The organism is Caulobacter sp. P1_D6, from assembly GCF_056406095.1.
This window is the reverse complement of record NZ_JBFUAW010000026.1, coordinates 14594-40300: the sequence shown is the minus strand read 5'-3', so window position 1 is coordinate 40300 and position 25707 is coordinate 14594. Positions and strand designations below refer to the sequence as shown.

General features: G+C 66.7%; 9 protein-coding genes. All 9 read right to left on the bottom strand.

Annotated elements, in window-relative coordinates:
* Positions 1-188 precede the first annotated feature (188 nt).
* The 9 genes from AC1DYP_RS15720 to pflA all read right to left on the bottom strand — a co-directional run bounded on the left by AC1DYP_RS15720 (position 189) and on the right by pflA (position 25706).
* On the bottom strand, positions 189-722 hold the full coding sequence (locus AC1DYP_RS15720; protein ID WP_477047118.1) for a toxin-activating lysine-acyltransferase: 534 nt from the start codon (positions 720-722) through the stop codon (positions 189-191).
* The gene (locus AC1DYP_RS15715; protein ID WP_477047117.1) at positions 719-18091 is read right to left on the bottom strand and encodes an Ig-like domain-containing protein; all 17373 of its coding nucleotides are present in this window, start codon (positions 18089-18091) and stop codon (positions 719-721) included. Before AC1DYP_RS15715 ends, AC1DYP_RS15720 begins: the two co-directional genes overlap by 4 nt.
* Before the next feature lie 21 nt (positions 18092-18112).
* Entirely contained in the window at positions 18113-18829 is a 717-nt protein-coding gene (locus AC1DYP_RS15710) for a hypothetical protein (protein ID WP_477047116.1), read from the bottom strand.
* Between the two features lie 23 nt (positions 18830-18852).
* Positions 18853-19044 carry a hypothetical protein gene (locus AC1DYP_RS15705; protein WP_477047115.1) on the bottom strand — a complete coding sequence of 64 codons (192 nt, stop codon included), beginning with the start codon at positions 19042-19044 and terminating at the stop codon, positions 18853-18855.
* A gap of 15 nt (positions 19045-19059) precedes the next feature.
* Positions 19060-19797 (bottom strand): hypothetical protein, encoded by a 738-nt coding sequence (locus AC1DYP_RS15700; protein WP_477047114.1) that lies wholly within the window; start codon positions 19795-19797, stop codon positions 19060-19062.
* Positions 19794-21191 carry an HlyD family type I secretion periplasmic adaptor subunit gene (locus AC1DYP_RS15695; protein WP_477033069.1) on the bottom strand — a complete coding sequence of 466 codons (1398 nt, stop codon included), beginning with the start codon at positions 21189-21191 and terminating at the stop codon, positions 19794-19796. The genes AC1DYP_RS15700 and AC1DYP_RS15695 overlap by 4 nt, the downstream gene beginning before the upstream one ends.
* 7 nt (positions 21192-21198) lie before the next feature.
* Entirely contained in the window at positions 21199-23379 is a 2181-nt protein-coding gene (locus AC1DYP_RS15690) for a type I secretion system permease/ATPase (protein WP_477033070.1), read from the bottom strand.
* Between the two features lie 714 nt (positions 23380-24093).
* The gene (locus tag AC1DYP_RS15685) at positions 24094-24501 is read right to left on the bottom strand and encodes a LuxR C-terminal-related transcriptional regulator (RefSeq protein ID WP_477047113.1); all 408 of its coding nucleotides are present in this window, start codon (positions 24499-24501) and stop codon (positions 24094-24096) included.
* Positions 24502-24845: 344 nt separating this feature from the next.
* Positions 24846-25706: a pyruvate formate-lyase-activating protein gene (gene pflA, locus AC1DYP_RS15680; RefSeq protein WP_477047112.1), complete on the bottom strand. Its 861-nt coding sequence runs from the start codon at positions 25704-25706 to the stop codon at positions 24846-24848.
* Between the last annotated feature and the right edge of the window lies 1 nt (position 25707).

The window sequence follows — 25707 nt, the reverse complement described above, 5'->3', positions numbered from 1 at the left end:
TTGAGCGTTCCGACCGCCCGCCTTCAGCGCTTTCGAATTGGCGCCGCGCGCCTCGAAATTCAATGCCCACACGGACAAAAGACGCGTCACGGACATAAAGAAAACGGCCGGCGTCGAAACGCCGGGCCGCGTGCGGAAAATCGCGCTCCGGGGGCGCGGCCCTCGAGGATCAGGCCGGCTCGTCGGAGCTAGGTCGCTTCGCCGGTCGTCACCTTCTTGCGCACGCCGGTGGCCGGATCCGTGCGGTGCAGGCTGAACGCCCGCCCCTTGAACGGGCCGTTTATCAGGTCGAGCAGCATCACTTCGGTGAGCTTGTTTTCCGGCGTGGCGAAGGGAGAAATCATCTCCACCAACCACAACCGGTCGCCCGAAGTCCAATCGCTCGCCGACAACCGCTCGCCGGCCTCCAGACGCGCCTCGGCCTCCTCCGAGAGCAAGGCCCAGAGCGCCAAGCCCAACGGCAGACGCTCCAGGTCCTCGCGGCTCATGCCAAGCTTCAGAAACTCCGAAGGGTCCGAGCCGGCGAAAGCCGGCGTCGGCCCGAACCGGAAAATCCGGAACTGACCGGTCAGGATCGCCGGCGCGATCGACGAGGTCAGATCCTTGATCTTCAGTTCACGGTGCAGCGGCGACTGATCGAACAACCAGACGATCTGTCCCAGCGCCTCCGCCACGGTGGAGGTCGGCGGCCGCTGCGGCGTCTCTGTGGAAGTCGTCGTCATGTAATCTGTCCGTAACTGGGAAGCGTGGTCAGCAGGGCCGCGGTCCTGGGTCTGTCGCGCGACGCGATGCCGATGTCCGCCCCGCCCGAAGGATTGAACGCCGCCATGGCGTTGATCATCTGGAAGCGCAACCGGCCGGCCAGGGCCACGTCCTTGTCCAGCGCCGAACGCCCGGCCTGGATCGAGGGCGCGACGTCGACATCGGCCTGCGAAAGCCGCGCCTCATAAGCTTGGCTCGGATCGGAGGCAAGCGGGCCGAAGCGATCGGCGTTGCGCCGGACGCCCAGCTCGCCGGTCTCGTTGGGCAAGGGAGCCAGGGACGCGTCCCAAGCCTGGCCGCGAAGCTTCTGGGCGTTCGCTTCCATGGCCTGCCGTATCGACTGAGCCAGGCTCGCCTTCCTCGGCTTGGAAGTCTCGTCGGCGTTGCGGTCCACGCCCCCCGGCTTGGCCGCCCCCMCGCCCGCGTCGCCGGAGGCGCCAGAGCCGGCGGGCGTGGTCGGCCCGTAGGCCAGCATGACGTCCCCGACCGTGCCCACCAGACCGCCGCCCCGCACCAGGGCCGAGGTGGCGTAGATCACGTTGTCGACCGCGCCTTCCGGCTTGGCGCCGGTCAGCGACAAGGTCAGGCCGATCGCGGTGACCCCGTAGTCGGCCAGGCCGCCCAGTTCGGCGGTCTGGCTGACGCCGTCCTGGTTGAGATCGCGCCAGACCTTGAACTCGCCGAAGCGCGCGTCGCCGCCGTCGAACCAGCCGTTCTTGTTGCTGTCGAACGCCGCCAGGCCTTCCAGGTCGGACACGGCGCCCGGCAGGTCGTTCTTGAACGAGATTTCCGAAGCGTCGCCGATCACCCCGTCGCCGTTGCGGTCGAGCACCAGCAGGCCGTCGTCGGAGGCGACCCAGCCGGTGTTGCGCCGGACCCCGTCGCCCAGCATGTCGAACGTCACGGATGAGGACGCCCGCGACACCAGCTCCACCCCGTCGCCGTCCAGATCAAGGACGACGGGCGGGGTCTGGCCGCTGATGCGCGAAGCCAGGGTGGCCCACTCGCCAGTGCTGTCGAAATAGACCGCCTCGATGCCGTCGACCGTGTCGATGCCCTCGTTTCCGCTCAGAGCCCGCACGCGCACGGTGCCGTCGGTGTTCTGGGTGAAGACGTAGTTGCTCATCCCCTGGTCGTAGACGAGCGTGTCGTAGCCCGCGCCGCCGTGGATGACGTCGTTGCCGCCGCCGCCATAGAGGCTGTCGTCGCCAGCCAGGCCGTTGAGGACGTCGGAGCCGCCGGCGCCGGCCACCCAGTCGTCGTTGCCCGTCGTGCCGTTGACCGTCAGGCCGACCAGATCGTCGATGGCCGCCCAGGTTTCGTCGGCCTCGAAGTAGACCGCTTCCACATTGACCAGCGTGTCGTTGCCTTCCGAGCCCGCCAGGGCGGTGGCTTGGATGGCGCCGTCGGCGTTGCGCGAGAAGGTGTAGTTGGTCGAAGCGCCGTAGTAGAGCGCGGTGTCGTAGCCGGCGCCGCCGTCGATGCGGTCGTCGCCGCCCCAGCCGCGAATGCTGTCATCCCCGCCCAAACCGTACATCCATTCCTGGAGGGCGGTTCCTTCCATCAGCGAGTCGGCGCCGGCCGTTCCCTTCAGGGCTACGAGGTCGAGCGCGGCGACCCTGGTGTTGTTGCCCTGGAACAGGACGGTTTCCACGTCGTAGAGCGTGTCCACGCCGTCCGTCCCGCTGGTGGCGGTCACTTTCACCGACCCGTCGCTGTTGCGCGAATAGGTGTAGTTGGTGCGTTGAAGGGCGAAAACGGCCGTGTCTGCGCCGGCCCCGCCGTCGATCCGGTCGTTTCCGGCCAGGCCTTGCAGCGTGTCGTCCCCGGCCAGGCCGTAGAGGCTCTCAGCGGCGCTGGTTCCGGTCACCGTGTCATTGCCGGTCGTGCCGTAGATGCCCGACGGCACAAGGTCGGTGATCGCCTTCCAGACCCCGTCGCCCTCGAAATAGACCGCCTCGATGTTGACGTAGGTGTCGGTGCCTTCGGCGCCAGCCACCGCCGTGGCCTTGATCGAGCCGTCGGCGTTGCGCGAGAAGGTGTAGTTGGTCGAGACGCCCAGATAGAGGGCGGTGTCGTAGCCGGCTCCGCCGTCGATGAAGTCGTCGCCGCCCAGGCCGCGAATGCCGTCATCGCCCGCCAGGCCATACATCGTCTCGGCATAGGACGTGCCCTGGAACAGGGCGTCGTTGCCCGCCGTGCCCTTCAGCGCCACCAGTTCCTGGACGGCGACCCGGGTGTTGTCGCCCTTGAACAGGACGGTTTCGACCCCGATCAGCGTGTCGACGCCTTCGGCGCCGCTGAGCGCGGTGATCTTCACCGAACCGTCGGCGTTGCGCACGAAGCTGTAGTTGGCGCGCAGGAGACTGAGAGCCGCCGTGTCGGAGCCGTCGCCGCCGTCGATCCGGTCGTCGCCCCCAAAGCCTTGCAAGGTGTCGTCTCCGGCCAGGCCGTAGATGTTGTCCTTGCCGCCGGCGCCGTTGATGGTGTCGGCCGCCGCGGTCCCGTAGCCGACAACCACGTCGCTTATCATCGCGCCCGACGGATCGCCCGCGAAGTACAGGTATTCCACATTGATCAGACGGTCGGTTCCTTCAACGCCGGTGCTGTCGACGACCGTCACCGACCCGTCGGCGTTGCGGCTGAACGTGAAGTTCACACGCTTGCCGGCGTAGCCGATCTCATCGTCGCCCGCCCCGCCGTCGATCACGTCGTCGCCGGCTTGCCCGTAGATCAGGTCCTCGCCCGCGCCGCCGTAGATCTTGTCCTTGCCCGCGCCGCCGAACAACTGGTCGGCGCCGCCCAGGCCATAGAGGTTGTCGTCGTTGGCCGAGCCGAGCAGGAAGTCGTCGTCGCCTTCTGTGCCGTAGTCGCCGACCATTTCCTGGATGCCGCGCCACTGGCTGTCGGCCTCGAACCAGAAGGCCTCCACGCCGTCGAGGGTGTCGACACCGTCGGTACCGGTCTTGGCGGTCACCTTCACTGTGCCGTCGGCGTTGCGCGAGAAGGTGTAGTTGGTCACCGGACCATCGTAGATGATGGTGTCGTAGCCCTCGCCGCCGGAGATCTTGTCGTCACCGGCGCCGCCGCCGATCTGGTCGTGGCCTTCGCCGCCGTAAATGACGTCGGCGCCGCCGAAGCCGAACAACACGTCGTCGCCGGCCAGGCCCGTGATGGTCTCCGCGCCCGCGCCGCCGAGGATGGTGTCGGCCCAGATCGTGCCCTGGTTGCCCTGGCCGGTCTGGCCGTCCATGACCTGCTTGAAGATCTGCTCGCGGCTGAGCGACGCTCCGCCGGTGAAGCGGATCTGCTCGACGCCGCGTCCGGCGTTGTCGCCGGCGGTCAGCGCCAGATCCGTGGCGAACTGGCCCAGCACCCGGATGGTTTGTCCGGTCGCGTTGATACGGACGGTCAGGTCCGAGCCCGAGACGCCCAGGGTGACCTGCGCCGCGCCAAGGTCGCCAAGGTCCAGGATGTCGAAGCCTGGAACCCCGGCGCTGTCGGCCAGTTCGTCGATGACGTCGGCCCCGTCGCCCGACTTGTAGGCGTAGACGTCCGAACCGCCGCCGCCGACGAGGGTGTCGTCGCCCAGGCCGCCGATCAGGTTGTCAGCGGAACTGGCGCCCTGCAGCGTCTCGCTCGCATTGGTCCCGCGAACCGCGATGCCGGCGGCGATCTCGCCGTCGACGCGGATCAGGTCCTTGAAGACCATGCGCTCGACGCCCGCGCCGCCGCCGGCGCGCTGGTTCTTCAGGGTGAGGGTCTCGCCGGTCGAGATCACCTTGACCGTCACATCCTGGCCCGTCTGGGTGAGCAGCACGTCGTTGCTCATCACGTCGGTCATGTAGAGGGTGTCGACGTCGCCGCCGCCCGTCCCGTCGTCGGTGATCACATCGGCGCCGTCGCCGAGGTTCCAGACATAGGTGTCGGAACCGCCGCCGCCCTTGACCTGGTCGGCGCCCTTGCCGCCGGCGATGATTTCGGCCTCGACTGACCCGTTCAGCGTCTCGGCCGCGGCCGTGCCGTTCAGGCGCGTGGTGACCTGGTAGTAGGGATCGGCGGCCTTGTAGGCCTCGACCGAGGCATACTCGCCCAGATACTCGATCTCCAGCGCCGGAAGCTGATAGGCCAGCACCACGTCGCCCACGAGACCCTTGGTGCCGTTGGTGCGGACGAACTCGCTGGTGCCGTAGAGCACGTTGTCGGTCGCGCCTTCGGGGTTTTCGTTGGTCCGGGTCAGCGTCAGGTTGACCGCGCTGATATTGTAATAGCTCAGGGCCTTCAGCTCGCTGGCCTGGCTGACCCCGTCCTGGTTGACGTCGTCCCAGACACGGAAGGCCGAGAACTGGGCGTCGGCGCTGTCGAAGAAGCCGTTCGCGTTGCTGTCGTAGGCCCGCAGCCCCTCCAGGTCCGACACGCCGTTCGACACGTCGGCGGTGAAGCTGATCTCCGAACCGTTGTTGATAACCCCGTCGCCGTTGCGGTCGAGCACGAGCATGCCGGTGCCGGCCTTGGCCCAGCCGGTGACGTCCTTCTGTCCGTCGCCGTCCTGGTCGAACATGATCTCGCTGTCGGCGAGGCTGGTGAACTTCAGCCCCTGCCCGGTCAGGTCGAACATGATCGGCGACGACGGGCCGATGTCGTAGTTCTTGACGTCCGTGCGGCGACGGTAGGCGATCACCGCAATGCTCGAGGCGCCATGGTAGTCGGTGATGACGACGCCGACCTTGCCCTCGTTATAGGCGCCGACCGGGAACTTGAACCTGATGCGATCATTGATCACGTCCTGGCCCTGAAGCGAGATCTCGCCGGTCGAGATGTGGTCCGCCCCCTCGATCGTGATCAGGCTCTGACTCAGCGGCGCCGCTTCGTCATCCCAATACAGCATCGTGTGGATGGCCTCGATCACCCCGTTCTTGGCGCTGTTGTAGAACGTCCGACCACCGATCGTTCCGCCGGGACGCTCATTCTCGTCGGTCGCCTGGACGGTGAACCAGCGGCTTCTGGTCAGCGCCGGATTGTCCCAGTCCTGGACCGTGACCTGGACGGCCACGCTGCCGACCGTTTCGAAGTCCATCTGGCGCTGCAGGATCAGCTCGCCCGTTTCCCCGTTGATGGAGACATAGTCGTTGGTGGAGATCGAGAAGCGCTGCTTGCGGAAATAGGACTGGGTATCCGGATCATCGACCGCCACCGTGCCGATGGAGGTCTGGCCCGCGCCGGGCGCGTTCTCGCTGACGAGGAACGTGCCGCCCTGATTGTAGTTGAAGTCCGCCGCTTCGTTGACGTCCCGGAACCACACCCAGGTCGAGGTCGGGTCCGACCAATATTGGCCGTCGTTGCCCTGCACGCCGACCCGCAGGGCCAGATCGACCCGTCCGTCGCCATCCACGTCGCCGAAGTAACGGTCGGCCGAGGCCCCCAGACGCCATTGCTCGTCGAAATCGATGCTGACGCCGCGGTTCAGATAGACCGCGTTGCCGCTGACGAAGAACGCCCCCGAGGCATTGGCCGTCATATAGACCGGCGCCGTCCCGCCATCGGGATCATCCGAACGCAAGATGCGCAGGGCCTGGTCGGTGTAGACGCCCTCGTTGATGATCCCCAGGCCGCCGATCTCGATCGGCGCGTTGGGCTTTTCGTTGATGTTGCGGATCGTCACCGAGACGGTGGAGACGCCCGGCGAGAGGTACTGGCCATCGTAGCTGCGGACCTGGGCTGAATAGAGGATCTGCTCCTGGCCGCCCACGACCTGGACGCTCATGCCGTTCTGCCCGGCCCTGGCCTGGCCGATCAACGCCTCGAAGTCCACCGCCCGGCCCTGCCAGGTAAGGGCTCCGGTATCCTTGTTGATGTTGAACAGCGACAGCGGATCGGAAACCAGCTGGAAGGTCGGGTTGGTTCCGTCGGGGTCGATGGCGGAGAAGACCGCGACCGTCGCCCCCGCGGAGGTCAAGCCCTCGTCCATCACCCAGGACGCCGTGCCAGGCGTGGGTGTGTTCGGCGCCTCGTTGACGTCCTCGATCCGAACCACGATCGCGTTGGTGACCGGCGAGCGCAGGCCGTCGACGCCGTAGGCGCCGCCGTGCACCGTGTAGGTGACCTCCTGGCGTCCGTTATTGTCATCGTCGGTCAGGGTCAGGCTCGAATTGCTGGCGATGAGAGCCTTCAGCGCTTCGAAGTTCGGGACCACGCTCGGCTTGAGCTGCACCTGGCCGCCGTTGACGATCTGGAACCAGCCCAGGTTGTCGTCCGCGATCTCGTAGGTCACGGTCGAGCCGTTGGCGAAGGTCGTGCCGTCGGGGTCGACCGAGCCCGACAGGGTGGCGACGATCTGCCCGCCGCCGGTGTTTTCCTGAAGCTTCAGCGAGCCGCCCGACAAGGTCGGACGGTTGGGCGCCTCCGGCTTGGGATTGATGCGAACCGTGAAGGTCGAATTGACCCACAGGCCGCTCGGATCCGTGGCGCGGACGACGATGTCGTAGGTCTGCTTGGCCTCGTAGTTCAGGCTCGCGCCGTCCTTGACCTGCAGCTGGGCGCCCACGAACTGGAAGATGTCGGCGAAGTTCTCCAGCGAGAAGGTCAGGCCGTCGCCGTCCGGATCGACGCCCGAGAACGTGCCGATCGGCGTCCCCTGCGCGACGATGCTGGCGGTCGACTCGTCGACGGTCAGGGTCGCCGGCCCGCTGACGCTGGTGGGCTTGCCGTTGATGACGATGTTCAACGCCTGGCTGGTCGAGGCCGTCTGCGTGACGCCGGTTTCCGTGGCCGTCGCCGTGATGGTCAGGGCGGTGGTCCCCGTCAGGTCCGCCCAGGCGCTCGGCGAGCCTCGCAGCTTCAGGCCGTTCAGTTGGGCCAGGGTCAGCTCCCAGACCCCGTTGCCCTTGTCGGTCCCTTGGTTCAGCGACAGGCCGTTGACCAGGTTGGAGATCGTCACCTTGACGGTCTCGTTCGCACCTTGCGGCGTGACCTGGATGTCCAGCCCGATTTCCGCCCCGCCGCTGAAGGTGTTGCCGTTGGTCTGCAGGCGGGAAATCAGCGGTGCGTCGGCCACGGCCGTCACGGTCAGGGTGAACAGCTGCTCGGAGATCAGCGTGCCGTCGGAGGCCAGGATCTTGATCGTGGCCGTGCCGTTGGCGTTGTGCCGCGGCAGCAGATCCACCGTGAAGAGGCCGTTGGCGACTTTTTTGACCGTCGGCTGATAGACGATGGTGTCATCGAGCTTGGAGGTGTCGCCCGCCTGCACGACCTGCGCCGTGACGTTCAGGTTGTCGAAGCTGACGATGTCGTCGCGGACATAGAACGACACGGTGATCGTCCCGTCCTCGTTGATCGACTGTCCGCCGATCGCCACCTCGGCGCTGGCGCTGGCGCTGATGACCGGCTTCTTGTTGACGCCCCAGTAGGTCTTCCAGGGCGTTTCGAAGGCGCTATCGGCGTGCAGCGTCTGGTAGCCCCCCACCGTGGCCGGCATGGTGTAGCCGGCCATCAGGTTGACCAACGCCTCGGCGTTGACCGTGGGCGTGTAGTGTTCGCCCAGCAGGAAGAAGTCGATCTTGTAGTTGGCGCGCTCGTTGGGGTCGGTTCTGAGATACCAGTCCTTGACCGCGGTCACCACGTTGGTGCCGACCACCGAGACGACCAGATTGTTCCCGTCGCGGCTGAACCACAGCACGTTCTGATCGATGTTGTCGTAGCCGACCACGTCGATGTCGTCGCCGTTCGGGTCGAAGTTCCAGATGATGTCCGAACCGGAATTGCGGTCGATGTAGAAGGTGTCGCTGCCCTCCCCGCCGACCAGGGTGTCCGAGCCGGCGCCGCCGTACAGTTTGTCCGGCCCGCCGAAGGCCTGCAGCGTGTCGTCGCCGTCACCGCCGTAGAGGATGTCGACGCCGGCCCCGCCGACGATCAGGTCGTTGCCCTTCCCGCCCTGGATCTCGACGCCGCCGTCGCCGCCGGTCAGGCTGTCGTCGTAGTCCGTGCCGACCAGCACCTCGATGACGTCCTCGAACACGTCGCCGGCCGCTTCGCCGCCCGTGCCGCCGGTCACCAGGTTGACGATGACCTCCGAGCCGGCTTCGGCGTAGCTGACGGTGTCGCGTCCGGCGCCCCCGTTGAAGCGGTCGGCCCCGGCCCCGCCGATCAGCAGGTCGTCGCCGTCGCCGCCCAGCAGACGGTCGTTGTCGACCTGACCGCGCAGTTCGTCGTTGCCGGCGTCGCCTTGCAGCAGATCCGCGCCCAGCCCGCCTTCGAGCCTGTCGTCGTTGGCGCCGCCGCTCAGGGTGTCGGCCCCGTCCTGGCCGAAGAGGCGGTCCTTGCCGTCGCCGCCCGTCAGGGTGTCGACGCCCGCGCCGCCTTCCAGCTGATCGTCGCCGACGTCGCCGTCGAGCGTGTCGTCGCCGTCGCCGCCATAGAGCTTGTCGTCGCCGCCGGCGCCCTTGAGAAGGTCGGTCCCGGCCTTGCCGTCGATGACGTCATTGCCGGACCCGCCGTCGATGATGTCCCGGCCGGCCGCGCCGTTCAGGACGTCGGCGTTGATGGAGCCGTAGATGTAGTCGTCGCGGTCCTGGACGTTGAAGGTGAAGGTGCGCGAGGCGGTCAGCCCGCCCTGGGCCCCGGCGCGGTCGGTGACGACGACCTTGACCGACACCGTCGGCGTGGTCTCGAAATCGAGCCTGGCGCCCGCCTTCAGGCGCAGGGTCGCGTTGTCCACGATCTCGAACAGGGGGTCGTTGGGGTTCTCGAGCGTGAACTGCAGCGCGCCGAAGTTCGCGCCGGACAGGCTGTCGGGATCGCTGGCGCTGAGGGTTCCCAGCACGATCGGATCGAGGGCCTCGGTCGCGACCGGATGGTCGCGCTCGATGATCGAGCTCACCCCAGCCAGGGCCAGGTTGGTCGGGGCCTCGTTGACGTCCTCGACATAGATCGTCTGCTGGATGGTCGGCGAACTCATCTGGCCGTCGCCGGTGCGCAGCGTGACGGTGTAGGCCACGTCCTTGACGCCGTCGTGGTCGATGTCGCCCAAGGTCCAGCCGGAGGCCGCCAGGGTCTCGATGTCGATCTGCTTGCCGGTCTTGAACCGCAGCTCGCCGCCGACGACCTCCAGCCAGTCGCTGGGTTGGGAGACGATCTCCAGACCCAGGGTGTTGTTGCGGTCCGGATCGTTGAGGCGGAAGGCCACCGCGGTCTGGCCGCCCAGGGCGCCCTCGCCGAGGATCGCCGGCTGGGGCGTGGAGGCTTCGGGCACGTACGGCGTCTCGTTGACGTCGCGCACGGTGATGTCGAAGTTCTTCTCGGTCGTGGCGGTCCCGTCGGACACCTTCACCCGCACCGTGTAGACGCCGTTGCTGGTCTCGAAGTCCAAAGTCTGGCTGTTGAGGACGCTGAGCACGCCGTCGGCCGAGATCTTGAACCGATCGCCGGCGTTGTCGGCCAGCGAATAGGTCAGGGCGTCGCCGTCGGCGTCGATCGCGTTGAACTTGCCCACGATCGTGTCGATCGCCGAGCCTTCGTCCAGCGCCATGACGCGGTCGACGGTCGGCTCGCCGGGACCGTCATTGACCGGCGTGATGGTCAGGTCGACCACCTGGATGCTCTTGTTTCCCGAGGCGTCGGTGACGCGCAGTTGGAAGCGGTCGGTCCCGTTGGCGTTGGGATTGGGGGTGTAGGTCCACGCGCCGGTGACGGCGTCGATCGCGACCGTGCCCTTGCCGCCTTGCGAAGCCACGCTGTAGCCGATGATGTCGTCATCGTCGTCACGCGCCACGACCTGGCCGTTGAGGATCGTGTCCTCGGCCAAGGTCAGGCTCAGATCCGACACGATCGGGGCGGCCGTGGTTCCCGCGTGCCAGTAGCTGGCCAGCAGGTCCTTGATCTCCGCGGGCATGACCGCCGGCGTCGGGGTCGAGGCCGAGGCCTGGGTCATCGCCAGGACGAGGGGCGAAGCGGCCCCGAGGAACAGGACGGAATCCGACAGGGCGATGTGGCGAACGGCCGTGCCGCCCGCCACGTAGAAGTCCTGCAGCGTCACGTTGGTGTCGCCGCCGATGACGCTGACGATCAGGTCGTTGCCTGCGCGGCGCAGCCACACCTGGTCCTTGGTCACGTTCGCCAGCTCGACGCGGTTGACGCCCTGGGCGTCGACGATCCGGTCGGAACCGGACTTGGCGTCGAAGAGGTAGGCGTCCGCACCGGCGCCGCCGGTCAGCAGGTCCGAGCCCGCCTCGCCGGCCAGTTGGTCGTTGCCGTCGCCGCCAAACAGCTGGTCGTCGCCCGCCCCGCCCGCCAGGACGTCGTCCCCGGCTTCGCCATAGAGCAGGTCAGCGCCCTCCTGGCCGCCCAGGGTGTCGTCGCCCGCCTCGCCGTGCAGTTCGTCGTCGCCGGCGTCGCCCGAAAGGCGATCGAGGCCGTCGCCGCCCAGCAGGACGTCTCGTCCCGCGCCGCCGCTGAGCAGATCGTCCCCGATCCCGCCTTCGAGGCGGTCGTCGCCTTCCTCGCCGGCCAGGGCGTCGGTCCCATCGCCGCCGTAAAGACGATCCGCGCCCGCGCCGCCGACCAGGACGTCGTCGCCGCCGCGACCGTCGATGACGTCATCGCCGCCCAACCCGGAAAGCCGGTTGGCGCGCGCATCGCCGCTCAGGCTGTCGGCGAAGCCGTCCGAACCGACGATGTTCTCGATCGTGCTGACGCCCGAGACCGCGACGATCACGTCGCCCTGGGCGTCGCCGCCCGCGGCCGTACGCGCCGCCAGATCGATGGTCACGCCGGCGCCCGAGCGCACGTAGCGGATCGTGTCGCCGCGCAGCTTGGTCTGGTCGTTCGCATCCAGCGTCGTGTTCAGCGAGACGCTGTCGACCCCGCCGTCGAGGGTGTCGGCGCCCGCGCCGCCCTCCAGGATGTCGTCCCCGTCACCGCCTCGCAGCACGTCGTTGCCGCCCGCGCCGGACAGCACGTCGTCGCCCGCCAGACCGTCGAGCGTATCGGCGCCCGCGCCGCCGACCATCAGGTCCGCGCCGCTGGTCGCCGCTTGGCCGGCCAGCCGCAGCGCGGTCAGGTCCACGGCCAGGCCATCGTCGAGAACCAGGCTTTCAACCCGGCGCTCGACGACCGATTGATCCTTCAGGGTCACGCTGGCGCCGCCCGAGACGGCGATCACCAGATCCGCGCCCTGAGCCGTGAAGCTCAGATCCGACAGGCTCACGCCCGTCATCTCCAGATTGTCGACGCCGCCGTCGCCGGCGAGGGCGGTTTGCCAGATCGTCTGCAGGCCGTTGCCCGAACGGAGGGCTCCCAGCTTCCACTGCCCCTCGTTCGCCGGCCATTCGCCGCCTGGCGGCAGGGCGTGGGCCGCGCCGTAGAGGAAGTCGATGTTGTCGCGGCTCTGATAGACGACCGCGCCGTCGCTCTTGCGGGTCACGGTCAGGCGATAGCGATGCCAGGTGGCGCCGACCACGACGCCTTGGCCCAGATCGGTCCAGGTCGCCGTGAACTCGGCGCCGTTGAGCGCGCCGTCGGACTTGAGGATTTCCTGGACGGCGTAGAAACCGTCGCCGACCACGTCGGTGCCGCCGTCGAAGACGTAGGTGTCGTCTCCGCCGCCGCCGAACAGCCTGTCCGAACCAAGGCCGCCTTGCAGCACGTTGTCGTCGTCGTCGCCGCCGAGCACGTCGTCGCCGGAGGAACCGGCCAGGCCTTCGACGCTGTCATAGATGTCGCCGACCGCATCGCCGGTGTTGGCGAAGGTCGCGTTCAGATAGGCTCTCACCGGCTCGGAGCCGGCGTAGCTGGCCAGATCCGTCCCCTCGCCGCCGAACAGCCTGTCGGCTCCCGCGCCGCCGGCCAGCACGTCGTCGCCGGCGCCGCCGTAGAGGACGTCCGCGCCCGCGTCGCCGCGCAGGGTGTCGCTTCCCGAGTCTCCCACCAGGATGTCGGAACCGGCCCCGCCGGCCACCACATCATCGCCGGCGCCGCCCGTTATCCAGTCGTCGCCCGATGTCCCCAGGAGCGTATCGGCGCCGTCGCCGCCGCCCGCCAGGTTCAGCCCCAGCGTCGCGTGTCGTCCGGTGGCCGCGAACACGAAGTTCTCGATCGACTTGCCGACCGTGAACCAGTCCTTGATCGTGATCTGGTCGCCGACCCCGTCGAAGGCGGCCAGATCGCCGTCCTCGATGATCGCGATCTGCAGGTCCCCGCCGTTGCGGCGGAAGACCAGATCCTGGATATCGATACCGACCCCGAACTCCAGCGTATCGACGCCGTTGTTGGCGGAGATCACGCCGTTCACCGCGCCCATGTGCCGGCGCAGGGTCTGGGTCTGATCGTTCCAATCGTAGCCGCCGCCCACCCAGTGCGAACCGTCGAAATAGACGACGCCGCCCTTGCGGACCTTGCCGTCCGCGCCGAGTTCGTAGCCGTTGACGTAGCCCGTGCCCGAGTAGATCTGGTCCCAGTTGTCGACGAGATCGTCCAACAGGATGTCGCGACCCTCGCCGCGGTTGTAGCGGAAGACATCGTCGCCCGCGCCGCCCACGACCTGGTCGTCGCCCTTGCCGCCGACCACGAGGTCCGAGCCCGAGCCGCCATAGGTGAAGTCGTCGCCGTCGTCGCCGAAGACGGTGTCGTTGCCCGAACCGCCCAGCACTTGGTCGTTCCCGGCCCCGCCGGTGACCCAGTCCTGGTCCTCGTCGCCGGCGACGAGGTCGTTGCCCAGTCCGCCAGAGCCGAAGTCGTCGCCGCCCAGACCGCGAAGTTCGTCGTCGCCGTCGCCGCCGTACAGGAAGTCCGCGCCGTAGGTGCCGAGGATGACGTCGTTGCCGCCCGTGCCGATCACGTAGGACGTCATGTCGCCGATGCGCAGTTCATCGCCGTTGACGAACCGCAGCCACTCCACGCGCCGCGAGCTTTCGAACCAGTCCTTGATGACCAGTTCGTCGCCGGTGGCCACCTGGCCGCCCGGCCCTTCGGTGGTGAGCTGGATGATCAGGTCGCCGCCGGCCGCGCCCTCGCTTCCGGAACGCCGCAGGATCACGTTCTCGATCGTGATGCCCGCCCCGAAGGCGATGGCGTCCTCGCCTCCGCGCACCGAACCGTCGACCTGGTAGTCGCCGCCGCCGGCCCAATCGCGCGCCAGCTGTCCGGCGGCGATCTGGGCGACGCGACGGGAAAGGCTGTCGCCGCCGACGGACCCGCCGCCGTCCTGCTCGTCAAGGATCACGTCCTTGCCGTCGCCGTAGTTGAACAGATACTGGTCCGATCCGCCGCCGCCGAAGATCGCCGCCGCTCCGGCCGCCTGATCGTCTCCCGCGCCGCCTTCCAGGATGTCGGCGCCGCTTCCGCCGTACAGACGGTCAACGCCCGCGCCCCCCGTCAGCCAGTCCGAGCCGCGCGAACCATAGAGGCGGTCGTCGCCCGCGCCCCCGTCCAGCAGGTTGCCGTTTCCGCCGTCGACATTGACGACGGCCGCGGGGTCGATCGCGCCCGAGGCGTTGACGCCGGCCAGCTGGCCGGCGGAAATCACACCGGCGGACACCACGTCGCCCGCGAACAGGACATCGTTTCCGTCCTCGCCGAAGAGCCAGTCGTCGAGCACGCCGCCGACGATCGTGTCGTTGCCGGCGCCGCCCAGGACGTCGTTGCCCAGATCGCCAGCCCGCACCACGTCGGCGCCGTCGCCCGCATCGATCGTGGCGGCGATGGAGATCTTGTAGGGCGAGGTCGCGCTCTCGGCCGCCTTCTGTCCCGTCTTGACGATGAGGCCGGAGGCCGGGGCCAACATGGCGCCGGTGACGGTGATGGTGTCAGCGGCCCCGGTGCCGGTCACCCGCGTCTTCGAGGCGCTGTCGATGGAGTCGCCCATGACGCTCGCCATCATGCCGTCCTCGTCGAGGAAGATGAACTCCCGCTCGGCGGTCTCGCGATCGACGTGCATGATCAGCGACGCCGGGCTCCAGAGCAGATCGCCGATCACGTTGTCGGCCACCTCGTCCAGGAACAGATTCCACCCGCCGATCCAGTCGGTGCTCGCCCGCCGGTCCAGACCCAGTTCGTGCGCGCGCGCCAGGGTGATCATCCAGGTCGCGGCGAACGCGCTTTGGGTGTCGGCGCCGATAAGCGTCTCGAGCGTGGCGCGGTTGGTCGCGTAGGTCGCGTAGTCGGCGGCCGTGGACAGGTCGCCCATCAGCCCTTCAACGGAGAAGTTCGTCCCGGAATAGGTGAGGTTGGCCAGCAACGCGCGCTTGGCGTAGATGTCCCCGCCCCCCATGCGCGACACCGCGTTGGTCAGGCCGGCCCGAACGCCGAAGGTCATGATCTCGTTGAAGTCGCGCGACCGATCCGAGACGCCGTAGCCGGCGGGCGCGTTCCAGTAGATGTAGTCCTTGTTGCGCATTCCGAACTGCTGGTCCGGAACGTCCGAACCCAGCACGCTCGCGCCGACGGTGTCGACGATGTTGTTGAGCACCTCCGCGACGCCCGAGGCCAACGAGAGGGCGGCTTGCTTGGACCCGCCGCGCTTGGAGCTGGCGGCCCCGACCGCGTAGACGCCGTCTTCGCTGTCCCACGAAATCGTCGCATACGACTTGGACGCGCCGAACATCGACCCGATCAGGCCGCCGAGGATCTTCGACAGGGCGATGACGATCGCCGCGCCGGCGATCGCATAGGGGTTCCCGGTCGCCAGCGAAGCGCTGAACAGCTTGGTCGCGACGATCGTGCCGACGGCCTCGCCCAGCGCCGCGCCCACCTGGCCGTAGACGGAGGCGAAATCGACGAGCTCATCGGCGAGCTTTCCACCGATGAAGGACGCCGCGGCGGTGGCGTAGAGGTTGACGGTTATGCCGCTGTTCCAATGCAGCACTTCGCCGCCCGGCTGGGCCATTTTGACGAGGTTGTAGGCGATCTTGCCGATCGTCGGTCCGGCGAACGCCGTGGCCGCTTCCAGTTCGTCGCCTTCGAGCCCCAGGCCGCCCAGGAGATCGCCGACCAGATAGGAGCTGACCGCTCCCAAGCCGCTCGACAGGATGTCGTCGCCAAAATCCTTGAAGGCGCCTTCCAGCTCCGCGCCCACGCCGGCCAGATGACCCAGTCCGCCGGCGGCGTCGATCGCCGCGCCGAGATCGGACATGATCGCGCCCAGCGCCGTGGAGGTCCCCATCCGGGCCCACGGATCGTCGATCGGCAGCGAGCGCATCAGTTGGGAGGCCAGGAGCCCGCCCACGTCCTTGGCGCTCAGGATGCCGGCGCCGTAGTTGTATTCGCCCAGCTTCTTGTAGGCGTCGTTGAAGACCGAGCTCGGCCCGTCCGCCACCATGCCGGGAACCGACTTCACATACTTCGCGACCGCGAAGCCGATCTGGCGCAACTCGCGCACGGCGCCGCGATAAGCGTGGACCACGCCCTCGACCACCACGGTCAACGTCGTCTCTTCGTCCTGGCGCTCCGGATCGTTGAAGATATCCGGCAGGAACGGCGCGTGGGTCAGCTCCACGTCGCCAAGCCCCGCCGTGGACAGGGCCTCGAGCGCCAGTTCCTGGCTCTGCTCGCGCAGGATCACGTCCGAACCGGCATAGACGGTGACGCTGGTGATGTTCTTGTTGTTGAGGGCCAGCCTGGCCGCATCCCGCGCCAGCGCCGAGGAGGTCGGGTCCAGCATCACCTTGTAGAGCTGTTCCAACTCGCCGGTCGGGTCCTCGACGATCTCTCCGGTGTTGGTCTCCAGATTTTCGATCAGGAGCTTGTCGCCCTTCTCGCCGACTTTGGTGATGATCGCGGCGATCGTCCGTCCGTCGGGCGAATTGGCGTCCGCGCCCGGCGAGATCCGGACGGTGAAATAGGCACGCTCGTGAGTCGTGCGATCGAAGGCGTCCCAGCCGAAATCGGCATCGCCGGGCTTGCCGTGGATCATGAAATAGATCCGGCCGCCCGAGGCGTATTTCTGATTGAGCCAGTTCTCGGCCTTCGTCTCGTCGTAGACGTCGTTGGTGTAGGCATATTCATGCGGCACCACCACCGTGCCCAAGGCGCCTTCACGCGCGGGGTCGAAGAGCGAGTCCACGACGTACTTGGCGCCGTCGCCAAAGCGATTGGCTCCGAACGGATGTTCGAAGTCCCAATAGGCGTCCTCCTTGTAGAGGGCCTGGGCGGAGCCGAAGATCGAAACGCCCTCGTAGAGCAGGCCGGCCGCGTTGGCCGTCTTGGCCACGCCCAGACCCAGCGTCGTCGACAGGCCCAGCACGGTGGCGATCCGGCTCTGGCTGGCCCCCAGCGTCTGCAGGGTCGCGGTCAGGACCGGCTTGTAGCCGAGCTCGATCGCTTTCTCGCCGGCGAACATGGCGGCGGCCTGGACGGGATCCCTGATGATGGCTTCGACCAGTTGGGCGCGGTTCAGGACGCCGCCGGCGCCGTTGATGAAACCGCCCTCCCGGGCCATGGCGCTCACGTAGCCGAGCTTGGCGTCCACTTCCAGCAACTGGCTCGCGACCGCCAGGTCGTTGCCGGCGCGACCGCTCTTGACGACCTGCTTGGCCCAGTCGAGCAATCCCCCCACGTTGGCCGGGTCGACACCGGTGAACTGAGGCGCGTCGCCCCAGATGTCCCGACGCATCTTGATGCCGTCGGCCTCTGCCGCGAAGCTGTAGTTTCGCAACGCGTTGTTGGCCGTGTCCATCACGGCCTGCGGGTCCATGCCGAGCGCCTTGGCGGCGACCGCGAGACGCGGATCCTTGACGCTCAGAAAGCCGATCCCCTGCAGGTCGGCGACGGTGCGAATGTTTTGCGCGCTCACCGGCGCCGTCAGGCTGTAGCGCGCCTGCCAGGWCGTCGTCTCGATCGCGTTGGAGAGCGAGCTGCTGACATTGGCCGGCAAGGCGCCGTTGAAGTAGGCGTCCGAAAAGCGCTGAGGATCATCCAGAAAGCTGCGTAGCGCCGGATCCGCCATGATCGCGCCGCGCAGCTTCGCCGCGAAGGCCGCGCTGTAGCTGTCGTGAGAACCCGAATGCTGAGCCCCGTCCAGAGGCGATTCCGCGGCGCCAGGCAACAGCTGCAGGTTGTCCATGCCGTTGATGCCGAACCGCCCCCAATTGGCGGGATCGACCGACGACAGCTTGTTCGCGAGCAGCGTGGCGCGCGCCTCCAGCGTATCGTCCAGATAGACAACGCCGTTGACCGCGGTGCCCAGGGTCGCGATCGGATTGACGTGGTGCGCGCCAATCTTCTTTCCGATGACCGCCCTGGAGCTTCCCTTCACGCTGGAGACGGTCTTGCGACCTTCACGAATGGTTTTGAGGTCGCGCTGAACCCGCGCGTCGTTGGCGAAAGTCGAAAAATCCGGCATGACGCAACCCCTAAAGTGGTATTATTTGTTGAGTTGAGTACGATAATTAAATCGTTGAGTGTCCGCAGTTATTGGATCGGACTCATCCAGAAGAACGGGGCTGAATTCCATATTCAGGCCCTCTTTGATCAGTAGTTTGTGCAGTTGTGGCGAAACAAACCGACGACCGCCCATCAGCCCCTTCAGTCCAAAGATCCCGGCGTCGGCCGGAAGAGGCTTCAGGGCCAACATCTTCCAGGCCGAAAATGTCTTGGTGACAGGATCGATGCCCTGACCGAACGCCGAGGCGTCCTGGTCGACGAGGTCCAGGCGGTTCCAGCTGTTCATCCAGAAGTAGTCGCCACTGATCTCACCGCTTCCGAAACCTTTTCCCGGGGGCGTGGTGTTCAGCGCGAGCGGCAGGAATTCGACATTGCGCAGGTGAGGCTCGACGATGCTTCGAAACCGCTTCGACACGACCATCACCGTCCCCGTCTGCAGGAAGTCGGCGGGAGCGGCGCGATTGAAATTGACCGCCCCCGTGGCCGGGTCGGGCACGACGTCCGCGATCGAGTCCACGATCTCGTTGGCGATGTCCCAGGTGGGCCCGCCCAGCGCCATGCGGACCTTGCCGATGCCTGGAGCGTCGTCTTCGACGACCTTCGCGGTCGGCAGCGGAAAGAGAAAGACCTTCGAGCCCACGGGCTGGTCCATCTGGATCAGAATGGGCGAGGTCTCGAGTTCGTGTGAAGGGGTCATGGTGAGGGAATCCAACCTGTTCATCATTCGCGTCCCGCTTCCTTAACCCGCCGCGCCAGGGGCGACAGCAGATAGAGGTGGTGCGCCCCGATCTTCTTTCCGGTGACCGCTCTGGAGCTGCCCTTCACCTTCGAGACGTTCTTGCGATCCGCCCTAATGACATCAAGGTCGCGCTGGACGCGGGGATCGTTGGCGAAAGTCGAAAAATCCGTCATGACGCAACCCCAAAACTACTGATTGAGAAGAGCATGGTATTTTCGTCGCTGAGCGTTAGCGACCGCCGCATCAGTATCGCCCAGCAAGACTGGATTGAACGCGACGTTCAATTTTTCACGCCTCAACAGAGAGTGCATTTCTTTAGAAACGAAACGCCGCCCGCCCATTCCAATTATTCCAAAGATTCCGGCATCCTCCGGAATTGATTTTAGAGACAGCACCTTCCAGGCTGAAAAATTCTTCCTTTCCGAATCGATACCTTGGCCGAACTCAGAGGCCTCAATATTGGCCAGGTCCAGCCGGTTCCAGCTGTTCATCCAGAAGTAATCGTTGGTCACCGGCCCGCTTCCGAATTTCCGCCCGGGCGGCGTCGTCTGCAGCGCGAGCGGCAGGAATTCGACATGGCGCAGGTGAGGCTCGGCGATGCGCCGGAACCTCTCCGACACCACCATGACAGAGCCTGTCTGCAGGAAGTCGGCGGGAGAGGTCGGGTCGAAACTGACCGCGCCCGGCGCGGGGTTGGGAACGACGTCGGCCACCGAATCCACGATTTCCCTGGCGATGTCCCAGGTCGGTCCGCCCAGGGCCATGCGGATCGTGCCCAGACCCGGCGCGTCGTCATCGACGACCTTGGCGGTCGGCAGTGGAAGGAGAAAGACTTTCGTGTTTGAGGGCGCGCTCATCTCGATCAGGAGCGGCGCGGCTGGGAGTTCGTCTGAAGGGGGCGTGGTGAGGGAACCCAGCCTGTTCATCGCTCACGTCCCGCTTCCTTGACCCGCCGCGCCAAGGGCGAAAGCAGGTATTCGATGATCCGCCGCTGGCCGGTCTTGATCTCGGCCGTCGCGGCCAGCCCGGGCTCCAGCGCCACCTTGCGTTCGCCGATCTTGATCCAGGCCCGGTCCAGCCGGACCCTCGCCGAATAGACCGGACCCAGCTTCTCGTTTTCGACGGCGTCGCGGCTGATCTGCTCCAGTCGCCCCTCCACCACGCCGTAGCGCGTGAACGGATAGGCTTCGAACTTGACCTCGACCGGCTGGCCCTGGCGCACGAAGCCGGCGTCACGGTTCAGCACCATGACCTCGACCACCAGGTCCTGCCCGCGCGGCACCACGACCATCAGCGGATCGGCCGGCTTGACCACGCCGCCGATCGTATTGACCTGCAATTGCTGCACGACGCCGTCGTCGGACGCGGTCAGCACGGTCTGAGACGACTTCTCCAGCGCCTTTTTCAGCTCTTCGCTGCGCAGCCGGCGCGTCGCCTCGGCCTCTGTCAGGGCGTCCAGCGCCTCGCGCGCGAATTCGCCTTCGAGCTTGGCGATCTGCTGGTCGACGCCGCTCCGCGCCGCGCCCGCCTTGGATTGCTCGCGGTGCCGAATGACCAGGTCCTGACGCATGCCGATCACTTCGCGACGCAGCTCGGAGACCTTCATGCGCGAGGCGTAGCCCTTGGCCGCCAAGGTCTCCATGCCGCGCAACTGTTCCTCGGCGAGCGGGATCTGCGCCTGCAGCTTGGCGATCTCCGCGGCCACCATGTCGTCGTCGCCGAGGCGCTGCACGCCCTCGTCGCGAAGCGCCGCCTTGGCCGCTTCATGCTCGCGGATGCGCGCCTGGACCAGCGCCCTCTGGAGACGCACCGTCGTTGCATCGGCCCCTTGCGGCGCGACGAACACCGCGCGGTGTTCAAGGGCGTGACCGACCAGGGCGCGAGCGCGGGCGACATCGATTTCGGCGCTGCGCAGCGCCTGACGGGCCTGTTCGACCTCGGCGTTGGTCACCGTGGGGCTGAGCTCCACCAGCGCCTGCCCCTTGCGCACCGTCTGGCCTTCGGTGACGTGCACGGCCCGCACGACGCCATAGTCGGCGGCCTGGACCAGCTTGATCCGGCCGCGGGGAATGAGCTTGCCCTGGGCCGAGGCGACCATGTCGACCTTGCCGATCACCGCCCATCCCAGGGCCAGCGTCAGAAAGCCCACCACCGCCCACAGGACCGCGCGCCCCAGTGGATTGGGCGGCGTCTCCAGGATCTCTAGGGCCGGCGGCAGGAACGCCGTGGCCTGACGGCGCTCGCGTTCGGCCGGAGCCTCGCGCTCGAGCTTCAGCGTGTCCTTGACGATATCGACGTGCCGCTTGAGGGTGTCGAGCATCATCGCCTCACAGCACCGGTTCGACGGAGACGCCGCCCGGGTTCATCTGCTTGCGATAGAGCTGCGCGTAGCGGCCGCCCCGAGCCAGCAGCTCCTCATGGCGGCCCATCTCGGTGATCGCCCCGCGCTCGACGGTGATGATGCGATGGGCCTGGCGCACGGCCGACAGGCGGTGGGCGATGATGATCACCGTGCGGCCCGCGCCCATCCGCTTGAGGTTTCTCTGGATGATGTCCTCGCTCTCGGCGTCGAGCGCCGAGGTGGCTTCGTCGAGGATCAGGATCTTGGGATCCAACGCCAGGGCCCGGGCGATGGCGATCCGCTGGCGCTGACCGCCGGAAAGATTGGATCCGCGCTCCTCGATCTGGGTGTCGTAGGCTTCCGGCAGTTCGAGGATGAACTCGTGCGCGCCCGCCATCTCGGCCGCCTCCACCACCGCCTCCATCGGCATGGCGGGATCGGCCAGGGCGATGTTCTCACGCACCGTGCGATTGAACAGGATGTTCTCCTGCAGGACGACGCCGACCTGGCGGCGCAGCCAGGTGGGATCGACCACCGCCAGGTCGACCCCGTCGACCAGCACGCGGCCGCGTTCGGGCTGGTGCAGGCGCTGGATGAGCTTGGTCAGGGTGGACTTTCCCGAACCGGAGGGCCCGACGATGCCGATGACCTCGCCCGGCGCGATGTCCAGGCTCAGGTCGCGGAGGATTTCCGGGCCATCGGGCCGGTAGCGGAACGTCACCCGGTCGATCTCGACGTGGCCGACGATGGCCGGCAGGCTGGCGCGCGACGGCGACGAGGCCGGTTCGGTGGGCGTGTTGAGGATGTCGCCCAGGCGCTGCACCGACAGTTGGGCCTGCTGGAAGTCCTGCGCCAGCTGGGCGATCCGCAACACCGGTCCCGCCACCTGCCCGGCCAGCATGTTGAAGGCCACCAACTCGCCCACGGTCAGTTTGCCGTCGATCACTAGGCGCGCGCCGAAAAACAGCAGCGCCACCGACCCCAGCTTGTTGATCAGTTGGATGGTCTGTGAGCCCCAGTTGGCGATCATCGCGGCGCTGAAGCTGGCCTGGATGTAGCCCGCCAGTTGCTGGTCCCAGCGCGCCTGCATCTGCGGCTCGACGGCCAGCGCCTTGAGCGTTTCCACGCCCGTGACCGCCTCGACCAGGAAGGCCTGGTTTTCCGCCCCGCGCGCGAACTTCTCGTCCAGACGCCGGCGCAGCACGGGCCCCACCAGCGCGACCACGGCCGCGTAGAGCGGCAGGGTCATAAGCACGACGATCAGCAGCAAGGGGCTGTAGAGCCACATGACGGCCAGGAAGATCACGCCGAACAGCAGGTCGAGCACCACCGTCAGCGCCGAGGAGGTCAGGAACTCGCGGATCGAATCCAGCTCGCGAACCCGAGCCACCGAGTCTCCGACCCTCCTGGACTGGAAGTAGGCCATCGGCAGGTGCGTGAGGTGGGAGAAGAGCTTCGATCCCAGTTCGGCGTCCACGCGGTTGGTCGTGTGACCGAACAGATAGGTTCGCAGGCCTCCCATCAGGACGTCGAAGATCGACACCACGAAAAGGCCGAACGCCAGCACCTCCAGCGTCGTCAGGCCCTTGTGGACCAGGACCTTGTCGACGACGACCTGGAAGAAGAGCGGCGTGACCAAGGCCAGGAGCTGAATGAACAGCGACGCCACCAGCACATCGCGCAGCAGATGACGATACTTGACCAGGGCCGGGATGAACCAGGTCACGTCGAAGGCCCGGGCCGCGCCCGCGACCCGTTCCCGGGTCGTCATCAACACCAGCTGACCGGCGAATTCGCGCTGGAACTCGGCCAGGGGGACGACGTGCGGCGTCCCCTCTTCCGGACGCATCAGCAGGACGGTGTCCCCTCCAGCCTGCAGCAGCAGCAGGAAGCGGCCATCGCGCATCTGGGCGATGGCCGGCAGGGGATATTTGCTCAGCTGACCACGAACGAGTTGGCGGCGCGCCTTGACGTCCAGGCGCTTGGCCAGCAGCAGCAGCTCGTCGATCCCCAGCGCCGCGCCCCCCTTGCCCAGGCCGTGGACCAGTTGGTCAGGGTCAGCGGGACGGCCAAGGAAGCCGAGCAAGGCCACGAAGCAGGCCAAGGCGGTGTCGACGACCGCAGGCGTTTCAGCCCCGCCGCCCTGCTCCGCCGATTGATCACGCATACGCCACGCCCCGAACACCCTTGGGTTGCTAAGGTGCACAGCTTGGCCGCGGTAGCAACGCCTCGCCGCTCACGCTCACAGGCGTGTCGAGTCCTCGACGTTTCCAATATTAGTGATAATTTTCAATTGCTTAGACCCCATTCGGCGAACGTAGAGGCGCGGTCGTTTCCGGCGCTTCGCGAAAACCCGCATAAGTTTCAACAAATTACAGACCCGAAAAAATTCCGGTTGAGCGGACACATTTCCGCCCTTTCCTGTGGAAAACGTGGGGCAGCCAATCAACCTGCCTGCTGTGCGTTCAACCGGGTCACGCCCAAGGCGATGGCATGACGACGGGCGCCGCGCGATCGCCGGAAGGCAGCGCAACGCCTTGCCGCGATCGACCAGGATCGGCGCCTGCTCTCCACACGGACGAACGTACGATCCGACGACGGCCCAAGCCATATGGCGCTCTAAACGCGGCAGGCCTCGCGAGGCCACGGCCGGCGATGAGCGTTGGGGTAGGCGCAATAAGAAACGGTCGGCTCCAAGGGAACCCGACCGTTGTCACACTGTATGAGATCGCGACGGCCCTCAAAGCTCAACCTGTTGATCTACTAGCGCCGATCTAGCGAACCCTTTGTCCATAAGAACCGACGAGCGCCACTAACGGACATTGGCGCTCACGCGGAAAGCAGACCACCTTGGGACGCGCCGAGAGGCCATCTCAACGATCTAGGCTTCGATTAGTTTGTGCTTTATCGCGAAGCGGACCAACTGGTCGGCTGTCCGTACGCCGGCCTTGCGCATGCCGGCCGACCGGTGGCTCTCCACTGTCTTGAGACTGATCTTCAGCTGGCGGGCGATCTCCTCGTTGCATCGTCCTTCCACGATCTGTTGAGCGACCTCAAATTCCCTGGGCGTGAAGCACTCCAAGCGCGACCTCCTGCGTTCGTAGGTCGGAGAGTTGAGCAACACCTCCGAAATCGACGAGGAGAAGTAGGATCTATTTAGGGACAGCGCCGAGATCGCCGCCTCCAGACTTATGTTGGCGTCTGATTTTGGGACGTAGCCCCGCGCCCCCGCCGCCAGGCCGCTGCTGACCGTCTCATCGTCATCGGCTCCTGCAGAAGGAATGCCCAACCATCCGCGTCCTTCTGTTCACCATCCACGATGCGCAGCATCACGCCCCTAGAGGACACGATCGCGTCGCGGAAGCGGCCGTGATCGACCGCGACAAGTCTGGGGTGCGGGGCACGCCTACGCGGCCATACGCCATCAAAGAGTCGCCGGAAACTCGCATGGCGCTGCCGCCAAAAGAACACCAGCCATCGATACAGCAAGCACACCCATAGGATTTACATATGCTATTTATATAGCAAAGATTGTGCTCGGCATAATGAAAGTATCCCGTGAATCTCGGCCGGGTACGCTATCGCGCATGGTCACGCGGCCTCTTCTTCACAGATGACAGAATGTCATCGCGGCTAGTAGGCGTTCAGGCCAGCGGCGCGGAAGACGTTGACTGCCGCCTCGACCTGCTCGACGGAAGGCCGCTGCGTGGCCTGCAGGCTATAATCGAGCCCGAGCCTGGCCCATTTGTAGGCGCCCATCTGGTGGAAGGGCAGCACCTCGACCCGTTCGACCACACCCAGGCCGGCGGCGTAGTCGGCCAACGCGGCCATCTCCTCGTGAACGTCGGTCAGGCCGGGAACCAGCACGAAGCGCAGCCACATCGGCCGCCGCAGCCTGGCCAGCCGCTCGCCGAAGGCGATCACCCGGGAATTGTCCGCCACCCCGGTGACCCGTTCGTGCTGCTCCGGCGTGAAGCCCTTCATGTCCAGTAGGACGAGGTCGATGTTCCCGAGCTCCTCGTCGGACAGGCGCTCGGAATAGAAGCCGTTGGTCTCGATCGCCGTGTGCACCTTCATCGCCTTGGCCGCGGCGAATAGCCGGGCGGCGAAGCGGGCCTGCATCAGGGGCTCGCCGCCCGACAGGGTGAGGCCGCCGCCCATCACCTTCAGGCCGTGGGCGTAGGACCGCAGTTCCTCCACCGCCCGCTCCAGGGGCAGGGGCAGGCCGTTGGTCATCGTCCAGGTGTCGGGGTTGTGGCAGAAGCGGCAGCGGAACATGCAGCCGGCCAGCCAGGCCACCAGCCGAATCCCCGGCCCGTCGACCGCCGAGCCGGTGGTGAACGAGTGCAGGAAGCCGATCTCGCCGGTGGCCAGGCCGGTGCGGAGGGTCATCTCCGGCACGTGCCGGCTGAGCCCGACCCGCAGCTCGAACTCGTTCTTGGCCTCCAACGCGGGAACTTCGTGCTGGTCGGCCGTGTCCCCTGCCCCGGCCATC